The sequence below is a fragment of the Paenibacillus sp. RC21 genome (assembly GCF_044907935.1).
In the GTDB taxonomy this organism is placed as follows: Bacteria; Bacillota; Bacilli; order Paenibacillales; family Paenibacillaceae; genus Paenibacillus; species Paenibacillus terrae_A.
The window spans coordinates 913,994-935,712 of sequence record NZ_JBIYCS010000002.1 but is presented as its reverse complement, the minus strand read 5'-3'; the positions used below and the strand labels follow the sequence as shown (position 1 = coordinate 935,712).

Here is a 21,719-nt window from a genome sequence, read left to right as displayed (position 1 = left end):
AATGGGAGCGTCTTTTTTCATGCTGCGAAAAGTGGTTTTTTTTATTATGCAGAAGATGTGTTATCAAATATTGTTGACAGTTATCAAAATATCATTGTAGTATTTATAAACACATAAGATTACTCGGAATTTGATTGGGCTGCAACATTCTAGCTCAACAAAAAACAGATGATATCAGGGGGGAGAAATCGAAATGAAGAAAAAATGGGTTCCATTTATACTGCTGGTGGGAGCAGTCGCACTTTTTATCTCTGGCTGTGGCAGTAAGAATACGACGGGAAATGCTGCGAGTGAAGAAAAGAAGACACTGCATATCAGTTTTAATCCAGGTCCTTATAGTGATCAGTTCAAGAATGGAGTGGCTCCGTATTTGGAGAAGAAGGGCTACAAGATTACATATAAAGAATTTACAGACGGCGTTCAGCCCAATGTAGCTGTGGCTAATGGAGATATTGATGCTAATGTGTTCCAACATTCGCTCTATCTGGATTCTATGAATAAGCGGGAGAATATTGATCTGATTGGAGCTGTGCAGGTTCCGACTCCGCCAATGGGATTGTACTCCAGCAAGCATACCAGCCTTGACGAAGTCAGCAACGGTGCTCAAATCAACCTGCCGAACGAGCCAGTCAATATGTTGCGTGCGCTGAATATTTTAAAGGAAGTGGGCTGGATTACGTTAAAGGATAATATTGATCCACTGCAAACCTCGGTGAACGACATTATCTCTAATCCGCATCATTTGCAATTTGTGGCGACCGACCCTGCACAGGGACCGCGCGCACTGGAGGATGTTGATTTTGCCGCTATTCAGGGGAACTTTGCCGTTTCGAATGGAATGAAGCTGACCTCGGCATTGCAGCTTGAAAAAATGACAGACCCGTTCACGAACGTGGTCGCTGTGGATAGCAAGAACAAGGACAAGCCATTCGTCAAAGACATCATTGAGGGGTATCATTCGGATGAATTCCAAAAGTACATCAAATCGAATCCGGTTTATGAAGGCTATAAGCTGCCAAGCTATTTCAAATAATATGAGTTTATTGTCTTCTGCGAGCTGGCACTGTCAGCCTGTATCTTATGGATAAAAGGTGGAGATGAACGTGATTTTTTCATCCTCTGATCTCGTCAAGGCGCTGCCTGACAACTATTTTAGCGCAATTGACGACAAAGTGAATCTGTATAAAAGCAGAGGAATAGATGTAATCAATTTGGCAGCCGGCAACCCGGATCAGCAGACACCGGCGCATATCATCAGCGCTTTGAAGGAAGCAGTTGATCAACCGGTAAATCAGGGCTACCCGCCTTTTCACGGGAAAAAAAGCACACTGGAGGCAGTCGCCGCGTTCTATAAACGGGAGTATCAGGTGGAGCTTGATCCCGATCGGGAGGTTGCCGTATTCAACGGCTCCGCCATAGGCGTAATGGGGATTCCGCAGGCATTGCTAAATCCCGGTGACTGGTTGCTGACCACCGACCCGGCATACCCGCAATATGTTTCCGCTGCTGCGCTGGCAAGAGCCCGTATCCATACGATTCCGCTCCATGAGAAGGATAGATTTTTGCCTGATTATACCACGGTGCCGGAAGAAATCGCCCAACAGGTCAAATTGCTCATGATTAATTATCCGAACAATCCGACTGGCGCCGTGGCTACTACGGATTTTCTGACGAAGACGTTGGACTATGCCGCTGAGTACTGTTTTCCGGTTATGAACGATTTTGCTTACGGTGCCCTTGGGTTTGAGGGGCATAAGCCGCTCAGTCTATTGCAAATCCCCGGCGGCAAGGAATGTGGTGTCGAGACGTATACGGCTTCCAAAACGTACAACATGGCGGGCTGGCGTTTCGGCTTTGCTGTTGGAAACGCATCTGTCATCGGTGCGCTCAAGCATTATCATACGCATGCCTACAGCACTGTTTTTGGAGCGGTACAGGATGCGGGAGCGGCGGCATTGCTGGGCTCGCAGGAGCCGGTGCGGGAGCTGGCTGCATTATATGAACGGCGACGTGATGTTCTCATTGCGGCGTTGCGTGGTATTGGCTGGGATGTAGCCGCACCCAAAGGAACTTTTTTCGCCTGGTTCAAGGTGTCTGAGGGCTATACCTCCGCTTCTTTTGCGGACTTTTTATTAGACGAGGCCCATGTTGCAGTGGCTCCCGGCGAAGGCTTTGGTCTTGCCGGAGCATCCTATGTGCGGGTGAGTCTGGTGAACAGTGAAGAACGGCTACTGGAGGCGGTGCAGAGAATAGCCGCAACGGGCATTTTTAAAAAATAAACTAAAATGCAGGGAATTCATGGAGGGAGCGAGAAACGAACTGTGAGTATAGCCATTATCGGAGCCATGGAAGAAGAAATAGCAGGTTTGAAAGCGCAGATCGAAGGGATAAGCATGACCCGGATCGCGAATGGAATTTTTTATACAGGTCGTCTTCAGGGCAAGGAAGTTGTTCTGCTGCAATCGGGAATTGGTAAAGCGAACGCAGCCTTGACTACGGCGCTGCTGATTGAGCGCTTTAACCCGGAGCTTGTCATTAATACCGGGTCTGCTGGCGGGCTTGATCCAGCGCTTCGTGTTGGGGATGTCGTAGTGGCGACCGAGCTGACTTACAGCGATGTGGATGGAACGGCGTTCGGCTATACCTACGGGCAGGTGCCACAGATGCCGGCAAGTTATCCGGTGGAGCAAGCGCTGCTTGATTTTGCGACAGAAACTCTGGCAGAAACCAAGATTGAGGGGCAGATCGTTACCGGGTTGATTACGACAGCAGACTCCTTTATCTATCAAGCGGAGCGGGTCCATTTTATTCGCAGCCAGTTTCCGGAAGCCAAGGTGACGGATATGGAAGGGACCGCGGTCGTCCAGACAGCGTATCAGTTTGGTGTCCCATTTTTGGCTGTTCGTTCTCTGTCTGATCTTGCCGGCGCAGAAGCAGCAGGTACTTTTGACTCCAATCTTGACTTGGCTGCGACCAACTCGGCAGCCGTGGTTGTAGCTCTTGTAGCTGCATACGATAATTTTAGTGAATCTAGCGGACGTTAGCAAAAAAAGCCACTCCTTCGAAAATGGATTTTTCCATCTGAAAGAGTGGCTCTCTTGATTAAAAGCCATGTATAGTACATGTAGCTTTAGTATTATTTTAGAGGAACCTGCTTGGACAACTTTTCAAACTGCTGCAACTGAGGTGTGACCTTGGCGGTAGTGAACAATTTTGATCAAGTGGTGTGCCGCCTGGCGTGCCACTTTTAATTTTTTTATTCTGAGTAATTCCTCCACTTCCGCCGTCTTGTCGAGGGTGCCGGATAGCCCCCTTAATGAATGGCATGATGAGCCAACAGCGTTGTTTCTCCGGCTAGGCTATTCCCACATATGAAAAAGGGAACTCCCTGATTGGTTCAATTGAATAGAATACTTAGAATTAGAGAGGGTGAAAAATTGAATCTTGGGGGAATGGATGATGCATCGATTAACCGAAGCAATAAGGATGATAAATATTGTGAAAAAAGGATCAAGGGTTTGAAGGGGATCAGTAGATACATACCTAATCAGCATGGAGCATGGGCCATGCTCATTCTTCCATTTTTATTCGGTTTAGCGGCTTCTCAAGGGGAATTCATTCATATACCTCTATTCATGTGCTGGTTTTTTATCTATTTATTCAGTTTTCCTGTCCTCCAATGGATCAAAACAGGTAACCGTGAAAGATACCGAAAACCAGTTGTTGTATACGGAGCGATACTCCTTCCCTTTTTAGCTTCACTGATATGGGTTAAGCCTGCGTTGATCTGGTATGGAGTTCTGCTGCTGTTCTTTTTTATGGCTAATATGTACTATGCAAAAATGAAAAATGAACGTGCCTTGCTCAATGACATTGCCGCAATTATACTTTTTTGTTCTTTTATTTATCCTGTTGTTCATATTGGAGAAGCAGGGGATTGGGGAATATCCACGGAGCTATTTTTGCTTTTGGTGTCTTACTTTACGGGAACTGCTCTTTATGTTAAAACGATCATCCGTGAAAGAAAAAATACACGCTACTATTATGCTTCTGTCATCTATCATCTGATCATTATGCTGTTTGCTGCCTGGATAAAGGTATTTTTGGTCGCTCCTTTTTTAATTTTATTATTACGAGCTATATGGCTTCCTAAATTCGAATTAAAGGCAAAACAAGTTGGCATGGCTGAAATTGGATTTTCATTGATGCTCTATGTATCTGTGTTGTTTTTATATTTCTAAAAAGGAGAGACATCAATGATATCTTTGGAAACACCACGAGATTATCGCGAGAACCCGTTTATCGTCATTTGGGAGGTAACGCGAGCTTGTGCTTTAAAATGCCTTCACTGTAGAGCGGAAGCCCAGTATAAGCCTGATCCTCGTCAACTGACATTAGAGGAGGGCAAGCAACTGATGGATCAAATCGCTGAAATGAATCATCCGCTGGTGGTTTTCACAGGTGGAGATCCGTTATCGCGTCCTGATTTATTTGAGTTGGCTCAATATGCATTTGAAGAGAAAAAGCTGTCGGTTTCCATAACTCCCAGTGCCACCCCTAAAGTGACACGAGCAGCGGTCGAAAAAGCAAAGCAAGTTGGCTTATCACGGTGGGCTTTTAGCCTGGACGGTTCATGTGCAGATATTCACGATCATTTTCGGGGGACTGTGGGTTCTTACGATACAACCATGCGGGGAATTGGTTATTTGAAGGAAATGAACATTCCTATTCAAGTGAATACGACGGTGTCCCGGTACAACCTTCACGATCTGGAGCAAATTGCAGAAAAGGTAAAGGAAATGCAGGCGGTGTTATGGAGCTTGTTTTTCCTTGTTCCAACCGGACGTGGTATGGAGAAAGATATGATTACTCCTGATGAGCATGAAGCTGTAATGAAGTGGTTGTATCAAATACAACAACAGATGCCTTACGGTGTAAAGGCTACAGAAGCACCTCACTATCGAAGGGTTGTACTGCAGGAAAAGAACAGAGCAGGTAAGAACAGTGCAACGTTCGAGCAAAAAAGGGCAGATGTTTTGGGACGTGCCCCTAAAGGCGTAAATGATGGAGATGGATTTGTTTTTATCAGTCATATCGGCGAGGTGTACCCGAGCGGTTTCCTGCCCCTTGCATGTGGAAATGTACGAATGGATAGTCTGGCACGTATTTATCGGCACTCTCCGATCATGAACAGGCTTAGAAATAAGTCTCTGCTTAAAGGAAAATGTGGAATCTGCGAATTTAATACCGTCTGTGGAGGCTCCAGAGCAAGGGCTTTTGCAATAACAGGAGATTATTTGGAGAGTGACCCTTATTGTGCCTATATGCCTGGGGCTAAGGAAGGAAAAGAGCTTTTATGAAAAAAAGTCCTAAAAAAGTCGTTGTTCTCGGTGGAGGAATAAGTGGTTTAAGTGCTGCCTTTTACGTGAAAAAGCTGGCTGAGGAGAAGCAAGTGGAGGTAGAGATTACACTGGTTGAGAAAAGCGACCGGCTGGGAGGAAAGCTGCAAACCGTTCGCCAAAACGATTTTATGATCGAAAAAGGACCGGATGCTTTTCTGGCCAGAAAAACGGCCATGTTGGAGCTGACCATGGAATTGGGACTGGAAGCAGAGCTGGTATCCACAAACCCGAAGGCCAAATCTGCCTGCATTTTGCATAAGGGCAAGCTTCACACGATGCCGATGGGCTTCATTCTGGGCATTCCAACGAAGCTTACCCCTTTCATTCGGACGGGACTTATCTCTCCGCTGGGAAAAGCACGGGCAGCCCTGGATTTAATCATCCCGGCGAAGAAAGGCGATATGGACGAGTCTCTGGGAAATTTTATCAAGCGGCGCCTTGGCAAAGAAGTTCTGGATCAGATTACAGAACCTCTGCTGTCTGGAATTTACGCTGGCGATACACATTCTCTTAGCCTGATGTCAACCTTCCCTCAATTTAAGCAGATGGAGCAGAAGCATGGGAGTCTGATTAAAGGTATGACTAAAGGAGCGGGGAGAAAGTCGGCTGTACAAGAAAAACTGCCGGATATCGCCAAGAAAAGCATGTTTCTTTCCTATCGACAAGGCTTATCTACAATCGTGGAGCGGCTAAAGGAGAGGCTGCATACCGTACATTTTGTGATGGGACAGGGTGTGGCTGAAGTAAGAAAAGAGGACGGTTATCAGGTAATCCTGGATCATGGACAAGTCATAGATGCAGATGCAGTGATCTGCGCTGTTCCAGCCTTTGTGGCGGCTAAATTATTTTCCGGTGTTGCAAGTGTCAGCTTGCTCAATAAGATCAGTTACGTTTCGGTAGCCAATATTGCCCTTGCTTATAAAAATACAGAGCTTCATCTTGCCTTTGAGGGAACCGGATTTTTGGTGCCGCGCAAGGAAGGTAAAAAGATCACAGCATGTACGTGGTCCTCGACAAAGTGGAGCCATACTGCTCCAGAAGGATATACGCTGTTACGAGCATATATCGGACATGCAGGCGCACAGGAATGGATACAGATGACGGATGCTGAGCTTGTGGATGCCGCGCGCAAAGACTTGAAGGATTTAATGGGCTTGGAAGCGGAACCGGAATTCGCCGAAGTTAGTCGGTGTAATCAATCGATGCCGCAATATCCGATTGGACACAAGGAGTATCTGGCAAAGGTTAGATATGATTTATCTCAGTACTCTCCAAATGTATTTTTATGTGGTGCTGGTTATGGAGGCGTTGGAATTCCAGATTGTATCGCTCAAGGGAAAGAAGCGGCTGAACAGCTGATTTCAGCTTTTTAATGACAAAGCTCTTTCCTGCTTTAGAAGAGGGGGCTCCCGGATGGGCTCAAGTTGAAAGGAGGAGTAGAACATGATCCAGTTAACGCTGAATCCGTATGTATCCAAGCTGCAAGACGAGCATCAGGCTGTGATAGAGATACTAAAGGAATTACGCTTGATCACAAACGGCTTTGAGCCGGTACAGCAGATATTTTTAATCATATTCTTCTTGAGAATTGCACATTAATCGAACGTACGAGACAGGCGCAGCTCAAAATATAATCCATCATATGAAGAAAGACTAAACTTAAGGAGTCAAACAAAATGAAAAAAATTATTAAACATAGCCAGACGCTCTTTTTTGTTTTTTCCATTGTGTTATTACTTTCAGGGTGCGGTGCGGAGCAACAATCAGCTTCAAATGTTAGCAGCACAGTCCAGAACGAGTCTTCCAGCCAGGATTCTTCGAAAAAGGCTGAAACTGTTGAACTGACCATTTCCGCAGCTGCGAGCTTAACAGATGCGCTCAAAGAAATCCAGAATTTGTACGAGTCAACTCATAAAGATGTCAAATTGAATTTCAACTTTGGTGGCTCTGGTGCGCTGGAAAAGCAGATTGAGCAAGGAGCACCATCAGACCTGTTTTTGTCCGCTTCGAAGAAAAACATGAAGTCTCTCGTAGATCAGCAGCTAATAGAGAGCGATAAACAAAAAACATGGCTGACGAACGAATTGGTAACGGTTATTCCTGCAGACGGGACGATGAACATTGCGAGTGTAACGGATTTAACCAAGGAAGTGGTAAAAAAAGTGGCGATTGGCATTCCTGAAAGTGTCCCTGCAGGCAAATACGCACAGGAAGCGCTGACGAACACGAAGCTATGGGACGTATTGCAGAGCAGGCTGGTTCAGGCAAAAGATGTTAGACAAGTGCTGCAATATGTGGAGACTGGAAACGCTGATGTCGGATTTGTATATAAAACAGATGCATTGACTTCGCAAAAGGCGAAAATCGCCTTTGAGATGGACCCTAAAACCTATTCATCTGTTGAGTACCCCATCGGAATTGTCAAAGCTTCAAAGCACACTCAAGAGGCCGAGGATTTCTATGCATACCTTCAATCACAAGAATCTCTGAATATTATGGCTAAGTATGGATTTACCATACCGAAGTGAACATGCAAGCTATAGATTGGAATGAATATTGGCCTCCTATCCTGTTATCGTTGCAGGTGGCACTGTTATCCAGCATTCTGGTAATCATAATAGGCCTGTTTGCGGCATGGTCAATGTCTCGTTTGGGGCTATTTAGAGGGAAAACGGCCGTTGAAACCTTGCTTATGCTGCCTTTGGTACTCCCACCGACCGTTGTTGGCTTTTTACTGCTCATATTGCTTGGACGAAAAAGTGGATTGGGACGTATTGTAGAACAATGGTTTGGCGAACCAATTGTATTCTCGTGGTGGGCTGGGGTTATAGCAGCGGTGGTAGTGGCTTTTCCTCTTGTCTATCGGACGCTGAGAATGGGATTGTCTTCTGTTGACCGGGACTTGGAAAACGCGGGACGTTCGATGGGTGCAAGTGAATGGCAGGTTTTCCGATATATCACCTTCCCTTTAATTTTCCCTTCTTTTAAAGCGGCCTTTATACTCGGTTTTGCCCGCGGTCTGGGCGAATTTGGTGCTACGCTGATGATTGCCGGAAATATTCCGGGCAAAACCCAGACCATTCCGACGGCCATTTATGTTGCGGTGGATTCTGGTCATCTTCCTATGGCCTGGGCCTGGACATGCTCCATCATACTCATTTCTTTTATCATGCTCCTGTTAACGGGCCAAAAGAACAATTAATCACTTCATATAAGCTTCCCTTTGGCAGAGGGAGGCTTTTTTGTATCTTTCCATAGAACGAGGGATTTCCTGTAGCGCTATAGGACATTCCCTAATGGGAACAGAGATGAATGAATTACATAATGAGAATAAGCGAATGAATCTTGCCCTAGCAACTGCGTTGGGATTTTTCATTCTAAAAAGGAGTGTTGGTCATCGATGAAAAAAAAATACAACCTCAACTTTTTTAAACCGATCGAAAGCTATTCGGGAAATTGGTCAATCCTTGAGGAAAAAAATAGAGAATGGGAAAACGTGTACCGTCAGCGTTGGTCTCACGACAAAGTGGTTCGGACGACGCACGGTGTTAACTGCACCGGCTCCTGTAGTTGGAAGGTTTTTGTGAAAAACGGCATCATTACCTGGGAAAATCAGCAGATCGATTATCCTTCCTGCGGCGTTGACATGCCGGAATTTGAGCCGCGTGGATGCCCGCGTGGCGCTACATTTTCCTGGTATGAATACAGTCCATTACGCGTGAAATACCCCTATATGCGCGGTAAGTTATTGCGGCTTTGGTTAGCCGCCATTAAGGAGCATACGAATCCAGTAGACGCATGGGCAAGCATCGTAGAAGACCCTGAGAAAGCCAAGCTCTACAAATCGGCTCGCGGAAAAGGCGGGCATGTCCGTGTCGGCTGGGACGATGTCCTGCGTCTGATCTCGGCGCAGCTCATCTATACCATCCGCAAGTACGGTCCCGACCGGATCGCGGGCTTTACGCCAATCCCGGCGATGTCAATGATAAGCTACGCTTCGGGAGCCCGGTTCATTTCGCTACTCGGTGGGCAGATGTTGAGTTTTTACGACTGGTATGCAGACCTTCCGCCTGCATCTCCTCAAATTTGGGGTGAGCAGACGGACGTGCCGGAATCTTCTGACTGGTACAATGCGGGTTACCTGATCATGTGGGGATCGAACGTACCGCTTACCCGGACGCCGGACGCGCATTTTATGACGGAAGTACGTTATAAGGGGACAAAGGTCGTATCGGTGGCTCCCGACTTGGCGGAGAATGTGAAGTTCGCTGACAATTGGCTCGCACCGAATCCGGGTACAGATGCTGCCGTGGCCCAGGCTATGACGCATGTCATTCTGGATGAGTTCTACAAAGAACGCCAAGAACCCATGTTCATTAACTATGCCAAACAATATACAGATATGCCGTTCATGATTCTGCTTGATCCACACGAAGGAGTCTGGAAAGGTGGGCGTTTTCTACGGGCGAGTGACCTTGGGGATGTTTCTCAGCATGCGGACTGGAAACCGGTCATATATGACGAAGTGGCAGGGGAGATGCTGGTCCCGAACGGTACGATGGGACAGCGCTGGGAACAGGATAAGAAATGGAACCTGATCCTGGAGCGAGAAGACGGAACGAAGGTTGAGCCTGCCCTTACTGTGGAAGGTCATGGCGAGCAATGGGAAGAAGTCGTATTCCCTTATTTTGATAACGCCGGTAATGGAACGTTCAAACGTGTAATTCCGACCAAAAAAGTGCGCCTGGCAGATGGCTCGGAACGTTACGTAGCAACCGTGTACGATTTGATGATGAGCCAGTACGGTGTCGCGCGCAGTGACAGCCCTCATAACGCCAAAGATTATTACGATGCAGCTTCGCATTATACCCCTGCCTGGCAGGAGAAGATCACAGGAGTGAAGGCATCTGTTGTGGTGCAGATTGCTCGGGAATTTGCTCAAAATGCTATCGATACCAAAGGGCGCTCCATGATTATTATGGGTGCGGGGATCAATCACTGGTTCAATAGTGACACGATCTATCGGTCCATCTTGAACCTGGTCATGTTGACAGCTTCCCAAGGCGTAAACGGTGGAGGCTGGGCGCATTATGTTGGTCAAGAAAAGCTCCGTCCCATCGAAGGCTGGTCATCGATTGCCTTTGCAAAAGACTGGCAAGGGGCGGCTCGACAGCAAAATGCTACATCGTTTTTCTACTTTGCAACAGAGCAGTGGCGTTACGAAGAAAGTGGAACAGACACCTTGAAGTCACCGATTGGCGGGGATGTCAGTTACAGACATCCAGCAGACTACAACGTGCTCGCAGCGCGTCTGGGTTGGCTGCCTTCTTATCCACAGTTTAATAAAAACAGTCTGCTATTCGCCGAAGAGGCTGCGCAATTAGGCAAGAAGTCCAACGAGGACATCATTAATCATTCTGTGGAAGAGATTAAATCACGTAAGACACGCTTCGCTGTAGAAGATCCTGGGGCAGCCGAGAACTTCCCGCGTTCACTCTTTGTTTGGCGATCAAATCTGATTTCAAGTTCGGCGAAGGGACAAGAGTATTTCATGAAACATTTACTCGGAGCATCTGATGCCCTGCTTGCCCGGCCGAACGAAGAACAGAAACCTGAGGAAATCGTCTGGAGAGAAGATGTAGAAGGAAAGCTTGATCTGATGGTTGCACTTGATTTTCGGATGACAACAACTCCATTGTACGCGGACATCGTGCTTCCGGCGGCAACCTGGTACGAAAAAACAGACTTGTCGTCAACAGACATGCATCCTTTCGTGCACCCGTTTAATCCGGCTGTTAATCCACTGTGGGAATCTCGCGCGGACTGGGATATTTACCGCCAGCTTTCCGAAGTCTTTTCGGATATGGCAAAAGAGTACCTACCAGGAATATATAAAGACCTTGTGACCGCGCCGCTCTCACACGATAGTATAGGCGAAATTTCACAGCCGATGGGTCTTGTAAAGGATTGGACGAAGGGCGAGATTGAAGCGACTCCGGGTAAAACCATGCCGAATTTCAGCATCATCGAACGCGATTATACTAAGATTCACGATAAATTTATCTCACTCGGTCCGAATTTGGCTACTGGGAAAACAGGTGCGCATGGCGTCAGCTTCTCCGTAGCAGACGAATATGAGGAATTGAAAAAGTTGAACGGAGTTTATTACGATGATTCCATTAAAGATGGTTTGCCTAAAATACAGACAGCTCGTCAAGTGGCCAATACTATTCTTCACCTTTCATCCGCGACCAATGGACAGGTCTCACAAAAGGCTTATGAGCAGGCAGAAAAGCTTCACGGTGTTGAACTCAAAGACATCTCGGCCGACCGGGCAGCGGAAAAGATCACTTTCCAAAGTATCACGGTACAGCCCCGTGAGGTTATACCGACACCGGTATTTACTGGATCGAACAAGAAAGGACGTCGCTATTCACCATTTACAACGAATATTGAACGTCTCGTTCCGTTCCGTACTTTGACAGGAAGACAGCACTTCTATATAGATCATGAAATTTTCCAGCAGTTTGGGGAGTCATTGCCAATCTATAAACCTACTCTGCCGCCGATGGTGTTCGGCACGCGTGATCGGGAAATAAAAGGCGGACAAGATTCACTTGTCCTACGTTATCTGACTCCGCACGGTAAATGGAATATTCACTCCACCTACCAGGATAACCAGCATATGCTTACGCTGTTCCGCGGAGGTCCTACGGTATGGATCAATAACGAAGACGCAGCGGCCCACGATCTTGCCGACAATGACTGGGTAGAGGTGTACAACCGTAACGGCGTTGTAACCGCCCGGGCCGTTGTCAGCCACCGGATGCCAAGAGGAACGATGTTTATGTACCATGCTCAGGATAAACACATTCAAGTGCCGGGCTCCGAAATCACGGATACGCGCGGGGGCAGCCATAATGCGCCAACAAGAATTCATCTCAAACCAACCCAGATGGTTGGCGGATACGCTCAGCTTAGCTACGGGTTCAACTATTACGGTCCGATCGGCAACCAGCGTGATGTGTACGTAGCGGTACGTAAAATGAAGGAGGTAAACTGGCTTGAAAATTAAAGCTCAAATTGCCATGGTCATGAACCTGGATAAATGTATTGGCTGTCATACGTGCAGCGTGACATGTAAAACAACTTGGACAAACCGCAAAGGCGCGGAATATATGTGGTTCAACAACGTGGAAACCAAACCCGGCATCGGTTATCCGAAGCGTTGGGAAGACCAGGAGCAATATAAGGGCGGCTGGCAGCTTCGCAAAGGGAAGCTCGAACTGAAGTCAGGGAGCAAGCTATCCAAGATAGCGCTTGGCAAAATTTTTTACAATCCCGACATGCCGGAAATGAAAGATTATTATGAGCCCTGGACCTACAATTATGAGCATTTGACCAATGCCAAAGAGCAGAAGCATTCTCCGGTAGCACGCGCGCATTCTGCGGTAACGGGGAAAAAAATGAATCTGGATTGGGGCCCAAACTGGGAGGACGATTTGGCGGGTACCCATGTGACGGGTCCACTTGATCCGAATATTCAGAAAATTGAAGAAGAGATCAAATTCAATTTCGAGAAGTCATTCATGCTGTATCTCCCTCGGCTCTGCGAACACTGTCTGAATCCGAGTTGTGTCGCATCCTGTCCTTCAGGCGCCATGTACAAACGGGATGAGGATGGAATCGTGCTTGTGGATCAGGAAGCATGCCGCGGCTGGCGGTATTGCATGACAGGCTGTCCATACAAAAAAGTGTACTTCAACTGGCAGACGAACAAAGCGGAGAAATGTACCTTCTGTTTCCCGCGTGTGGAAGCCGGGTTGCCAACAGTCTGTTCCGAGACATGTACAGGACGAATTCGTTACCTCGGCGTTCTGCTGTATGACGCGGATCGAGTTCACGAGGCTGCTTCTACGCAGGATGAGAAAGAACTGTATAAAGCACAGTGCGACCTGTTCCTGGACCCAAGTGATCCGGCGGTGATTGCTCAGGCGAGAAAAGACGGCATCTCGGAAGACTGGATTGAGGCAGCGCAGAACTCGCCGGTCTACAAGCTTGCCATTGAGTACAAGCTGGCATTCCCGCTTCATCCGGAATATCGCACGCTGCCTATGGTCTGGTATGTACCGCCACTTAGCCCAATCATGAATTACTTTGAAGGGAAAGACTCGATCGAGAATCCGGATATGGTCTTTCCAGCTATCGAAGAAATGCGTACCCCCATTCAGTACCTTGCCAATATGCTGACGGCGGGTGATACGCAGACGGTGAAGGAATCCTTGCAGCGGATGGCTATGATGCGCTCCTATATGCGTGCCCAGTCCACAGGACAATCTTTTGATGAAAGCCGTCTTGAACGTACCGGCATGACACCACTGCAGGCCGAGCAGATGTATCGACTGCTGGCAATTGCCAAATATGAGGACCGTTTCGTCATTCCGACGTCGCATAAAGAGGGGTATGCCAATCCATACCGGGCTCAAGGATCTGCCGGTTATGGCGACACTCTGGGAAATATGGGCTCTGGCTCTGGCTCTGGCTGTAGCGGTTGTAGCCTGGCAAGCTCAATGGGGATGGAAGAGCCTTCAAAAACAGGCAAGGAAATGGTTGAAGAAAACTTCTACGGGGGTATTTGGCGTGATTAATGTAGCGAAGCTGTATGAATGCAAGCCTTCATTCGGGTTTTTCGCCCAACAACTCATGTACCCGGAAAAGCTGGATTTTCATCCGGCTTTTCTGGAAGCATCATTTGATCCGGACCATCCTGCGTATACGCACGCTAATATGTATTGGTCTCTTATGCAAGAGTTCAGCATCGAAGAGATTCAGGAGATGTATACGGAAACCTTCGATTTTCAAAAAAATTGCGCATTATATATGACTTACTTCAAGTTTGAAGATGCAAAAGAAAGAGGACAAATGCTAGTCAAGTTAAAGGTTCTGTATGAGATGTACGGCCTTGAAATGTCGGATGGGGAGCTTCCGGATTACTTACCGCTCATGTGTGAATTTCTGTATGCCGCCGAATGGGTGCAAGATCCGAAGACGACAGAAAACCTCCGCATGCCCGTTGCGATTTTGGAAGACGGCACCTATCATTTGCTTATAGCGCTGGAAAAAATGAAAAGCCCGTATTTTCATCTGGTCAAGGGACTGCGCGAAACGCTTAAAGCTTGCGTAGAACAGGAGGCAGCCGCGCAATGATGATGCTAGAGCAGTTTTTATGGGTCATTTTCCCGTATATGTGTGTGGTCATCTTTATTGTAGGCCATATTTTCCGCTACAGAACTGACCAGTTCAATTGGACAGCGAAATCGAGCGAATTTATTGAAAAGAAACAATTGATGATCGGAAGCCTTTTATTCCACCTGGGAATTATCCCGGTTATTTTCGGTCACGTGTCCGGTTTGGGTATTCCAAAAACCTGGATGCATGCACTGGGTGTAAACGATCATCTGTATCACATTGGAGCAGTTTATATTGGTGGAATATTTGGAGCCATAACGTTTCTCGGTATGTTGATCCTCACATCTCGCCGTTTTACAATACGCAATGTGCGCCGTTTAAGTACAGCGTCTGATTTGATTGTAAACGTATTGCTTTTGGCCATTGTATGCATGGGGCTGTTTGCGACTCTTGTAACGAATGCGGTACAGCCGGAATTCGATTATCGGGAGACCATCTCGATCTGGTTCCGCGGTTTGTTCATATTCCGTGTCGACCCAACACTCATGAGAGACGTACCGATATCTTTCAAGCTTCATGTACTTATGGGCTTTGCCATTTTTGCATTTTGGCCCTTTACCCGGCTTGTGCATGTGTGGAGTGTTCCGTTGAATTATGTGCGCAGAAGTTATATCCTTTACAGAAGACATAAATCGAATTAGGAAAGCGGGCTCTGCCTTCTTTCCTAATTTTATTAGGAGAGAGTGATGAATAATAGGATGGATTATCAAAGGGAGCTTGAGCGAATACGCGAACATTTCGGTTATGATTTCATGGCGCTTGCTCTGGTTGAACCGGCCGAATATCAATACGTAATTAAATGGAAAAATGCAGCCGGTAATTTAAATGATCGCTTTAAGCGGATTGTGCTGCAATCCGGTAAGGGCATAGCAGGAATCGTGTTTAAAACCGGGAAATCCGTTTTCATTCCATCTGTTTATCAATATGTGGGGGCAGACAACCTGTTTAACTATCCGATCGTTCAATCCGAGAAACTCAAGAGTCTCGGGGCTGTTCCCCTATGGAATGATGCTCGCGTCGCGGGCGTACTGCTTGGTGGATTTCGGGAAGAACAGCTGATGACCGAAGCCATGATGCGTGATTTGGAAGCCTTGGCGCATAGGGGAATTGGAGAGTTGAACGGGAAGGAAGTGATGTGAATTGACATTGTCTGTAGGGACTGGCTCTTTGAGTGCGCTAATGGTGAAGTTGTTTGAGAACAGTACGGAAGCCATTTTCTTTTTTGATAGGCAAGGGAATACCCTAGCCATGAACCCGGCAGCTGAAGAGATTGTGGGCGATGACGTCCTCATTCAACTCTATGAAGGGAAGAACAGAGCTTTATGTGGAACATGCAGGGGCTATACAAGCGAAACGGAGCCCCGTACCTGCCTTAACTGTTATTTCAATATGCCAGAATCCAAGGATTTCGCTTCTTTTCAGGTGTATCTGGAAACAAAGAGCAACGGAATGGTTCCCTATGCAGCTTCTTTTCACACGATTGATTCTGAACATGGAACACGGGTGTTGATGTTGAGAGATTTGACCCCGCAATTTCAGACGCAGGAAAAATTGTATGAAAACAAAATGATGAAGCATGTCATTGAAGCGCAGGAAAATGAGCGTAAACGGCTTTCCAGGGAACTGCACGACAGCGTCGCCCAGGAATTGATGAGCGCGGTTGTTGAACTACGGGTGTTAAAATACATGACGAATGATGAACAGCTCCTAAAAAATATGAAGCAGACCGAAGCATCCATGACGCGGTTGCTGGATGATATCCGCAACCTGTCTGTGGAACTACGCCCCGCCACACTTGATGATTTTGGACTTGAAGCGGCATTTCGTTCTCACTTTAAGAGGGTTGAACAAAGCTTTGGTCTGGTAGTTGAATTTGTGTCGGATCTTCCCCAAAAGCGATATGGAAGTGAAAAGGAAACGGTCATTTACCGTGTCTGCCAAGAGGCTGTTCTCAATGCCTTGAAGTATGCCCAAGTAGACATGGTTAAAGTTTCTTTGACTGAGCACGATCATATGCTTCGTTTGACTGTAGAGGACGATGGAATTGGCTTTGAAAAGGGGAGCAATCCTATTGGAACGGGATTAGGTTTATATGGTATGCAGGAGCGAGCAGAGCTGGTAGGCGGAAGTTTTGGCGTCCTTTCAAATGTTGGTCAGGGAACCAAAGTCTTTTTACAAATTCCGATTGGCCAAGAGGAGGAATAGAGACTTGATCAAAATTGTGTTAGCGGATGACCATGCTATTGTACGAAGCGGATTTTCCATGATTTTGAACTTCCAATCGGATATGGAGGTTGTCGGAACGGCTGCAGATGGCATTGAAGCGTATACGATGGTAGCTAAATATCGTCCGGATATTCTAATCATGGACCTCAGCATGCCCCCAGGCGAAAGTGGATTGATCGCCACAGGCAAGATTAAAGAGGACCACCCTGATACTAAAATTCTGATTCTGACCATGCATGACGATGAAGAATATCTATTTCATATTTTGAAGAATGGTGCTTCAGGCTATGTTTTGAAAAATGCTCCAGATGAGGAGCTATTGCTTGCTATACGAACCATTCATGGGGGCGGGATCTATATCCATCCTAAAATGGCTACTTCTCTCGTTCGTGAGTTCATCAAAAAAGATACGACGTCACAATCAGAAGATCCGTATGAGATCCTGTCCAAGCGGGAACTGGAGATTCTGCCTCTGGTCGCAAAGGGTTACGGTAACAAGGAAGTTGCAGAAAAGCTGTTCATCTCTGTCAAGACGGTGGAAGCGAACAAAGCGAAAATCATGGAGAAATTGAATTTAAGAAGCCGGCCTGAACTGGTCCAATATGCATTAAAGAAAAAAATGCTGGACTTTTAGGTGATGAAGAAGAACATTTTAAAGAAAAAATCTCTTGAACAAACCAAGTCGCTTCTTAATAGAGGCGTCTTTTTTTATTTTCAGGGACTCCCCCGTTAGGGAAAGGGGAGTCCCCTATATTCGATAAGATCGGCTAGCGGCTACAATGGGGACAGAAAATTCAAATCAATAATTCGACAGAAAAAACGTTGAAAAGGTGAGTTAAATGATTAGAAAAATGCAGTTGCCGTTACAAACATTGAACTTGATTCTTGGATTCATGGTATGGGTTATCATTTCTTCTCTTATGCCGTTCATTACGGAGGATATTGTGATTCCACCCGGAAAATTGGCTATGATCACGGCGATTCCGGTCGTACTTGGTTCGATTCTGCGCATTCCGCTTGGTTATTATGCCAACATCTTCGGAGCAAGAATCGTTTTTCTCGTTAGCTTTATTTTGCTTTTGTTTCCCGTCTACTATATCAGTGAAGCTTCTACGATGATGGATTTAATTATCGGTGGCTTGTTCCTTGGGATTGGAGGAGCTGTGTTCTCGGTTGGGGTGACTTCGCTGCCGAAGTATTACCCAAAGGAAAAGCATGGGTTTGTAAATGGGATGTATGGTATAGGAAATTTGGGAACAGCCATCACTACCTTCTCGGCCCCTATTGTGGCTACCCAAATTGGCTGGGCCCCTACAGTGAAGCTATATCTCATTGTGCTGCTTGTTTTTATCGTTTTGAATTTCTTCTTAGGGGATCGTCATGAAGCTAAAGTAAAGACGCCAATTATGGAGCAGATTAAAGGCGTTTACAAAAATGAGAAGCTTTGGTTTTTCTCGCTCTTTTATTTTATTACATTTGGCTCATTTGTAGCGTTCACGGTGTACTTGCCGAATTTCCTGGTATCGAATTTTGAGCTGACTAAAGTGGATGCAGGGATGCGTACAGCAGGCTTCATTGCGATTGCCACTTTCTTCCGCCCCATCGGTGGCTGGCTGGCGGATCGGTTTCAGCCCCTGTTCCTGCTGGTAGGTACGTTCTCTGTTTATACGGTCGCTGCGATTCTTTTGGCTTTTTCACCAGGGATCACCCTTTATACAGTAGGCTGCTTGGCGATCGCTGTATGTGCTGGAGTGGGGAACGGCGTCATTTTCAAGCTAGTTCCATTTTATTTTAATAAACAAGCAGGTATAGTTAACGGAATTGTATCCATGATGGGCGGTCTCGGTGGCTTTTTCCCTCCGATCTTGTTGTCGACGATTCATGCCGTTACTGGCCATTATTCCATTGGATTCATGCTACTTTCCCAAGTGGCGCTGGCTAGCCTGATCCTCGTCATATGGCTGTATTATCAAGGGACACAATCTAATGAATGAGCGTTATTCCAGACAAATCTTATTTAGACCCATTGGTGGCGAAGGGCAGCGTAATCTATCCGTTGCTGTCGTCACCATTATCGGTTGCGGGGCACTGGGTTCCGCCATTGCCGAAACACTGGTAAGAGCGGGCGTTGGGGAGCTTCATCTTGTTGACAGGGATTATGTAGAGATGTCGAATCTGCAACGCCAGCAACTGTTCACGGAGCAGGACGCCGCGGAAATGCAGCCCAAGGTTATGGCAGCCGAAAAAAGGCTGAAAGCCATACGAGAAGACGTACGGTTGCACACATATCTCGATAATTTGGATGCCGAGCTTGTTCAAGAACTTGCCAGCAAAAGTATATTGCTGATGGATGCTACGGACAATTTCGAAACTCGTCTGCTTATCAACGATGCTGCACTGAAGACAGGAATTCCATGGATTTATGGAGCCTGTGTTGGAAGCACAGGCGTTGTTTTTCCATTCGTGCCGGGCGAGTCAGCTTGTTTACGCTGCCTTCTGCCATCGCTGCCTGCGATCAATCAGACCTGCGATACGGCTGGAATCATCTCGCCTGCAGTCCAGGTGACAGCCGCCCTCCAATGTGCAGAAGCCATGAAGTGGCTGAGCGGCAGACATGATAAGATGCGCCGCAAGGTTCATCTATTTGATCTATGGGAGAACACGCAGATGGACATAGGGATTTCCCGCATCCGTAACCAAGATTGTCCAACCTGTGGAGAATATCCTACGTTTCCTGCACTGACGGCATCATGTCGCTCGGCGTATGCTGCGCTGTGCGGACGGGATGTGGTACAGGTTCTTCCAGACCCCCATCGTCCGATCACGCTCGATGATGCAGAGAAAATGGGCAGGCTTATAGCAGATAGTGTAAAAAGAACTCCTTATTTCGTTGAATTTTATGCTTTTAAGCATCGAATGATTTTATTCAAAAACGGAAGGCTTCTCATACACGGTGTACGAAGTGTTGCCAACGGTCAAAAACTATATCATCAGCTGTTCGGTTAAATGAGATGTAGATACAAAAAGCAGAAATATTTATAAGAGTCTGTCACCGGAGAGTGGCTTGTCCGGTGGCTGGAAGGTGGAAAAGATGAGTGTATTTGAAATCGTAACGGAGCCCATTCTCCCGCAGGCTTATGCGGATTATGTCCTAAGGCCGGAAGCGGGAGCGGTGACTGTGTTTACAGGGCACGTCCGAGAATGGACTCAAGGCGTACGGACCTTATACCTCGCTTATGAGGCCTATGTACCCATGGCCCAAAAAAAACTCGCGGAGATTGGCCACGAAATCGAACAGAAATGGGAAGGGACAAGAGTGGCAATTGCGCACCGGGTTGGCGAGCTTCAAATCGGTGATATCGCCGTTGTCATCGCCGTTTCTTCAGCACACCGCTCAGATGCATATGAGGCGAATGAATACGCGATCGAACGAATCAAAGAAATAGTTCCAATTTGGAAACGAGAGATTTGGGAAGATGGAATGCAGTGGGTCGGATATCAAAAGAAAAAGCCGGGGGAGATCAGTCATGATTAAGCTGTACTATTTTGCGGGACTCCGTGAGGTGACGGGGAAAACAGAAGAATTGGCAGACTTGGCGGGCCAAACTGTGGGTGATTTATCCAATTGGATAACAGATCAATATCCAGATATGCCGATCAAGTCTGTACGAATTGCGATAAACGAGGAGTATGCGTTGTCTACGGATGTATTACAGGATGGAGACGTTGCAGCCTTCATTCCCCCAGTCAGCGGTGGCTGATGATAACGCTCCAAAACACTAGAAAAGGAGGGAACGTATGAATTCGTATCCGCTGAAGGACCCATTGCGGCGGCCAATTCGTGATTTACGTATATCTGTTACGGACCGCTGCAATTTCCGCTGTTCCTATTGCATGCCCAAAGAAATCTTCGGCGACGATTTTGCCTTTCTTCCCAAAAGTGAATGTCTGTCGTTTGAAGAGATTCACCGACTGGCGAAGCTCTTTGTGTGCCTAGGAGTAAAAAAAATCCGACTCACAGGCGGCGAACCATTAATGCGCAGGAATCTACCTGACCTGGTCTCCCAAATCCTGTCCATTGACGGAGTGGAGGATGTCGGCTTGACCACCAATGGTTTGCTGCTAGGACAGCAGGCTAAGCCCCTCTATGACGCGGGGCTACGACGGCTTAACGTCAGTCTGGACGCTCTGGACCCTGAGCTGTTTGGGCGGTTGAATGGGCGGGGGATTAAGCCTGATGTTATTTTGAAGCAGATCGAATATGCAAGAGAAGTCGGCTTTGAAATCAAGGTCAATATGGTAGTTCAAAAAGATCTAAATGATTCCGAAATTTTGCCGATGACCGCTTATTTTAAGGAGCAGGGAATAACCCTTCGCTTTATCGAGTTTATGGATGTAGGTAATGACAACGGGTGGAGCTTCAAAAAGGTACTAACCAAAAAAGAAATCGTTGAACGACTTAAGAATGTGTACGAGCTGGAGCCGATGGATCGGGATTACTTTGGAGAAGTGGCAAAGCGTTATCGTTATAGAGACAGCGACGCGCAGGTTGGCTTTATTACTTCGGTTTCTGAATCATTTTGCTCGTCCTGCACACGTGCCCGCTTATCGTCTGATGGCAAGTTTTATACGTGCTTGTTTGCTTCAGGCGGATTGGATCTACGTCAGATGCTTCGTAACGGGACAAATGACGAAGAGCTGCTTGCTGTGATTACTTCAGTATGGGAACAACGCACAGATCGGTATTCCGATGAACGTACTGAACAGACAGCAAAAAACAGAAAAAAGATTAGCATGTCCTACATTGGCGGTTAACATTTTATACCAGAAAAAAGTGCTGTA

General features: G+C 46.8%; 20 protein-coding genes and 1 pseudogene. All 21 read left to right on the top strand.

Features of this window, described 5'->3' with window-relative positions:
* Window positions 1–193 precede the first annotated feature (193 nt).
* The 21 genes and pseudogenes from ABIA61_RS09535 (at window position 194) to moaA (ending at window position 21,692) form a co-directional block, all read left to right on the top strand.
* The gene (locus ABIA61_RS09535) at window positions 194–1,033 is read left to right on the top strand and encodes a MetQ/NlpA family ABC transporter substrate-binding protein (RefSeq protein WP_283652739.1); all 840 of its coding nucleotides are present in this window, start codon (window positions 194–196) and stop codon (window positions 1,031–1,033) included.
* A gap of 70 nt (window positions 1,034–1,103) precedes the next feature.
* Window positions 1,104–2,279: an aminotransferase class I/II-fold pyridoxal phosphate-dependent enzyme gene (locus tag ABIA61_RS09530; RefSeq protein ID WP_283652738.1), complete on the top strand. Its 1,176-nt coding sequence runs from the start codon at window positions 1,104–1,106 to the stop codon at window positions 2,277–2,279.
* A gap of 42 nt (window positions 2,280–2,321) precedes the next feature.
* A complete protein-coding gene (locus ABIA61_RS09525; protein ID WP_283652737.1) occupies window positions 2,322–3,044 on the top strand; it encodes a 5'-methylthioadenosine/adenosylhomocysteine nucleosidase in 723 nt (240 codons plus the stop codon).
* Between the two features lie 408 nt (window positions 3,045–3,452).
* Complete coding sequence (locus ABIA61_RS09520; RefSeq protein WP_404521243.1) at window positions 3,453–4,241, top strand: YwiC-like family protein; 789 nt, start codon at window positions 3,453–3,455, stop codon at window positions 4,239–4,241.
* Between the two features lie 15 nt (window positions 4,242–4,256).
* Window positions 4,257–5,360 (top strand): TIGR04053 family radical SAM/SPASM domain-containing protein, encoded by a 1,104-nt coding sequence (locus tag ABIA61_RS09515; protein ID WP_404580634.1) that lies wholly within the window; start codon window positions 4,257–4,259, stop codon window positions 5,358–5,360.
* Window positions 5,357–6,775: a protoporphyrinogen oxidase gene (gene hemY, locus ABIA61_RS09510; RefSeq protein WP_283652735.1), complete on the top strand. Its 1,419-nt coding sequence runs from the start codon at window positions 5,357–5,359 to the stop codon at window positions 6,773–6,775. The genes ABIA61_RS09515 and hemY overlap by 4 nt, the downstream gene beginning before the upstream one ends.
* 85 nt (window positions 6,776–6,860) lie before the next feature.
* Window positions 6,861–7,036: pseudogene (locus ABIA61_RS09505) on the top strand (iron-sulfur cluster repair di-iron protein ScdA); the annotation flags it as partial.
* A gap of 42 nt (window positions 7,037–7,078) precedes the next feature.
* A complete protein-coding gene (gene modA, locus ABIA61_RS09500) occupies window positions 7,079–7,930 on the top strand; it encodes a molybdate ABC transporter substrate-binding protein (RefSeq protein ID WP_404580633.1) in 852 nt (283 codons plus the stop codon).
* A gap of 2 nt (window positions 7,931–7,932) precedes the next feature.
* Window positions 7,933–8,604, top strand: a complete 672-nt coding sequence (gene modB / locus ABIA61_RS09495; protein WP_404580632.1) for a molybdate ABC transporter permease subunit — start codon at window positions 7,933–7,935, stop codon at window positions 8,602–8,604.
* 198 nt (window positions 8,605–8,802) lie between these two features.
* Complete coding sequence (locus tag ABIA61_RS09490) at window positions 8,803–12,477, top strand: nitrate reductase subunit alpha (RefSeq protein WP_404580631.1); 3,675 nt, start codon at window positions 8,803–8,805, stop codon at window positions 12,475–12,477.
* Complete coding sequence (gene narH / locus ABIA61_RS09485; protein ID WP_404521155.1) at window positions 12,467–14,050, top strand: nitrate reductase subunit beta; 1,584 nt, start codon at window positions 12,467–12,469, stop codon at window positions 14,048–14,050. The genes ABIA61_RS09490 and narH overlap by 11 nt, the downstream gene beginning before the upstream one ends.
* Window positions 14,043–14,609, top strand: coding sequence for a nitrate reductase molybdenum cofactor assembly chaperone (gene narJ / locus ABIA61_RS09480; RefSeq protein ID WP_404521157.1), 567 nt, complete (start codon window positions 14,043–14,045; stop codon window positions 14,607–14,609). The genes narH and narJ overlap by 8 nt, the downstream gene beginning before the upstream one ends.
* Complete coding sequence (gene narI, locus ABIA61_RS09475) at window positions 14,609–15,292, top strand: respiratory nitrate reductase subunit gamma (protein WP_404580653.1); 684 nt, start codon at window positions 14,609–14,611, stop codon at window positions 15,290–15,292. The genes narJ and narI overlap by 1 nt, the downstream gene beginning before the upstream one ends.
* A 45-nt stretch (window positions 15,293–15,337) precedes the next feature.
* Window positions 15,338–15,790 (top strand): GAF domain-containing protein, encoded by a 453-nt coding sequence (locus ABIA61_RS09470; protein ID WP_044647999.1) that lies wholly within the window; start codon window positions 15,338–15,340, stop codon window positions 15,788–15,790.
* Window position 15,791: 1 nt separating this feature from the next.
* Window positions 15,792–16,856, top strand: coding sequence for an ATP-binding protein (locus ABIA61_RS09465; protein ID WP_404580630.1), 1,065 nt, complete (start codon window positions 15,792–15,794; stop codon window positions 16,854–16,856).
* A gap of 7 nt (window positions 16,857–16,863) precedes the next feature.
* Window positions 16,864–17,511: a response regulator transcription factor gene (locus ABIA61_RS09460; protein WP_404580652.1), complete on the top strand. Its 648-nt coding sequence runs from the start codon at window positions 16,864–16,866 to the stop codon at window positions 17,509–17,511.
* Window positions 17,512–17,716: 205 nt separating this feature from the next.
* Window positions 17,717–18,871 carry a nitrate/nitrite transporter gene (locus tag ABIA61_RS09455; protein WP_404580629.1) on the top strand — a complete coding sequence of 385 codons (1,155 nt, stop codon included), beginning with the start codon at window positions 17,717–17,719 and terminating at the stop codon, window positions 18,869–18,871.
* On the top strand, window positions 18,864–19,883 hold the full coding sequence (locus ABIA61_RS09450; RefSeq protein WP_404580628.1) for a ThiF family adenylyltransferase: 1,020 nt from the start codon (window positions 18,864–18,866) through the stop codon (window positions 19,881–19,883). The genes ABIA61_RS09455 and ABIA61_RS09450 overlap by 8 nt, the downstream gene beginning before the upstream one ends.
* Window positions 19,884–19,968: 85 nt before the next feature.
* Complete coding sequence (locus tag ABIA61_RS09445) at window positions 19,969–20,412, top strand: molybdenum cofactor biosynthesis protein MoaE (RefSeq protein WP_404580627.1); 444 nt, start codon at window positions 19,969–19,971, stop codon at window positions 20,410–20,412.
* Entirely contained in the window at window positions 20,405–20,638 is a 234-nt protein-coding gene (locus ABIA61_RS09440) for a MoaD/ThiS family protein (RefSeq protein ID WP_404521168.1), read from the top strand. Before ABIA61_RS09445 ends, ABIA61_RS09440 begins: the two co-directional genes overlap by 8 nt.
* Before the next feature lie 37 nt (window positions 20,639–20,675).
* Complete coding sequence (gene moaA / locus ABIA61_RS09435; protein ID WP_404521170.1) at window positions 20,676–21,692, top strand: GTP 3',8-cyclase MoaA; 1,017 nt, start codon at window positions 20,676–20,678, stop codon at window positions 21,690–21,692.
* Window positions 21,693–21,719 lie beyond the last annotated feature (27 nt).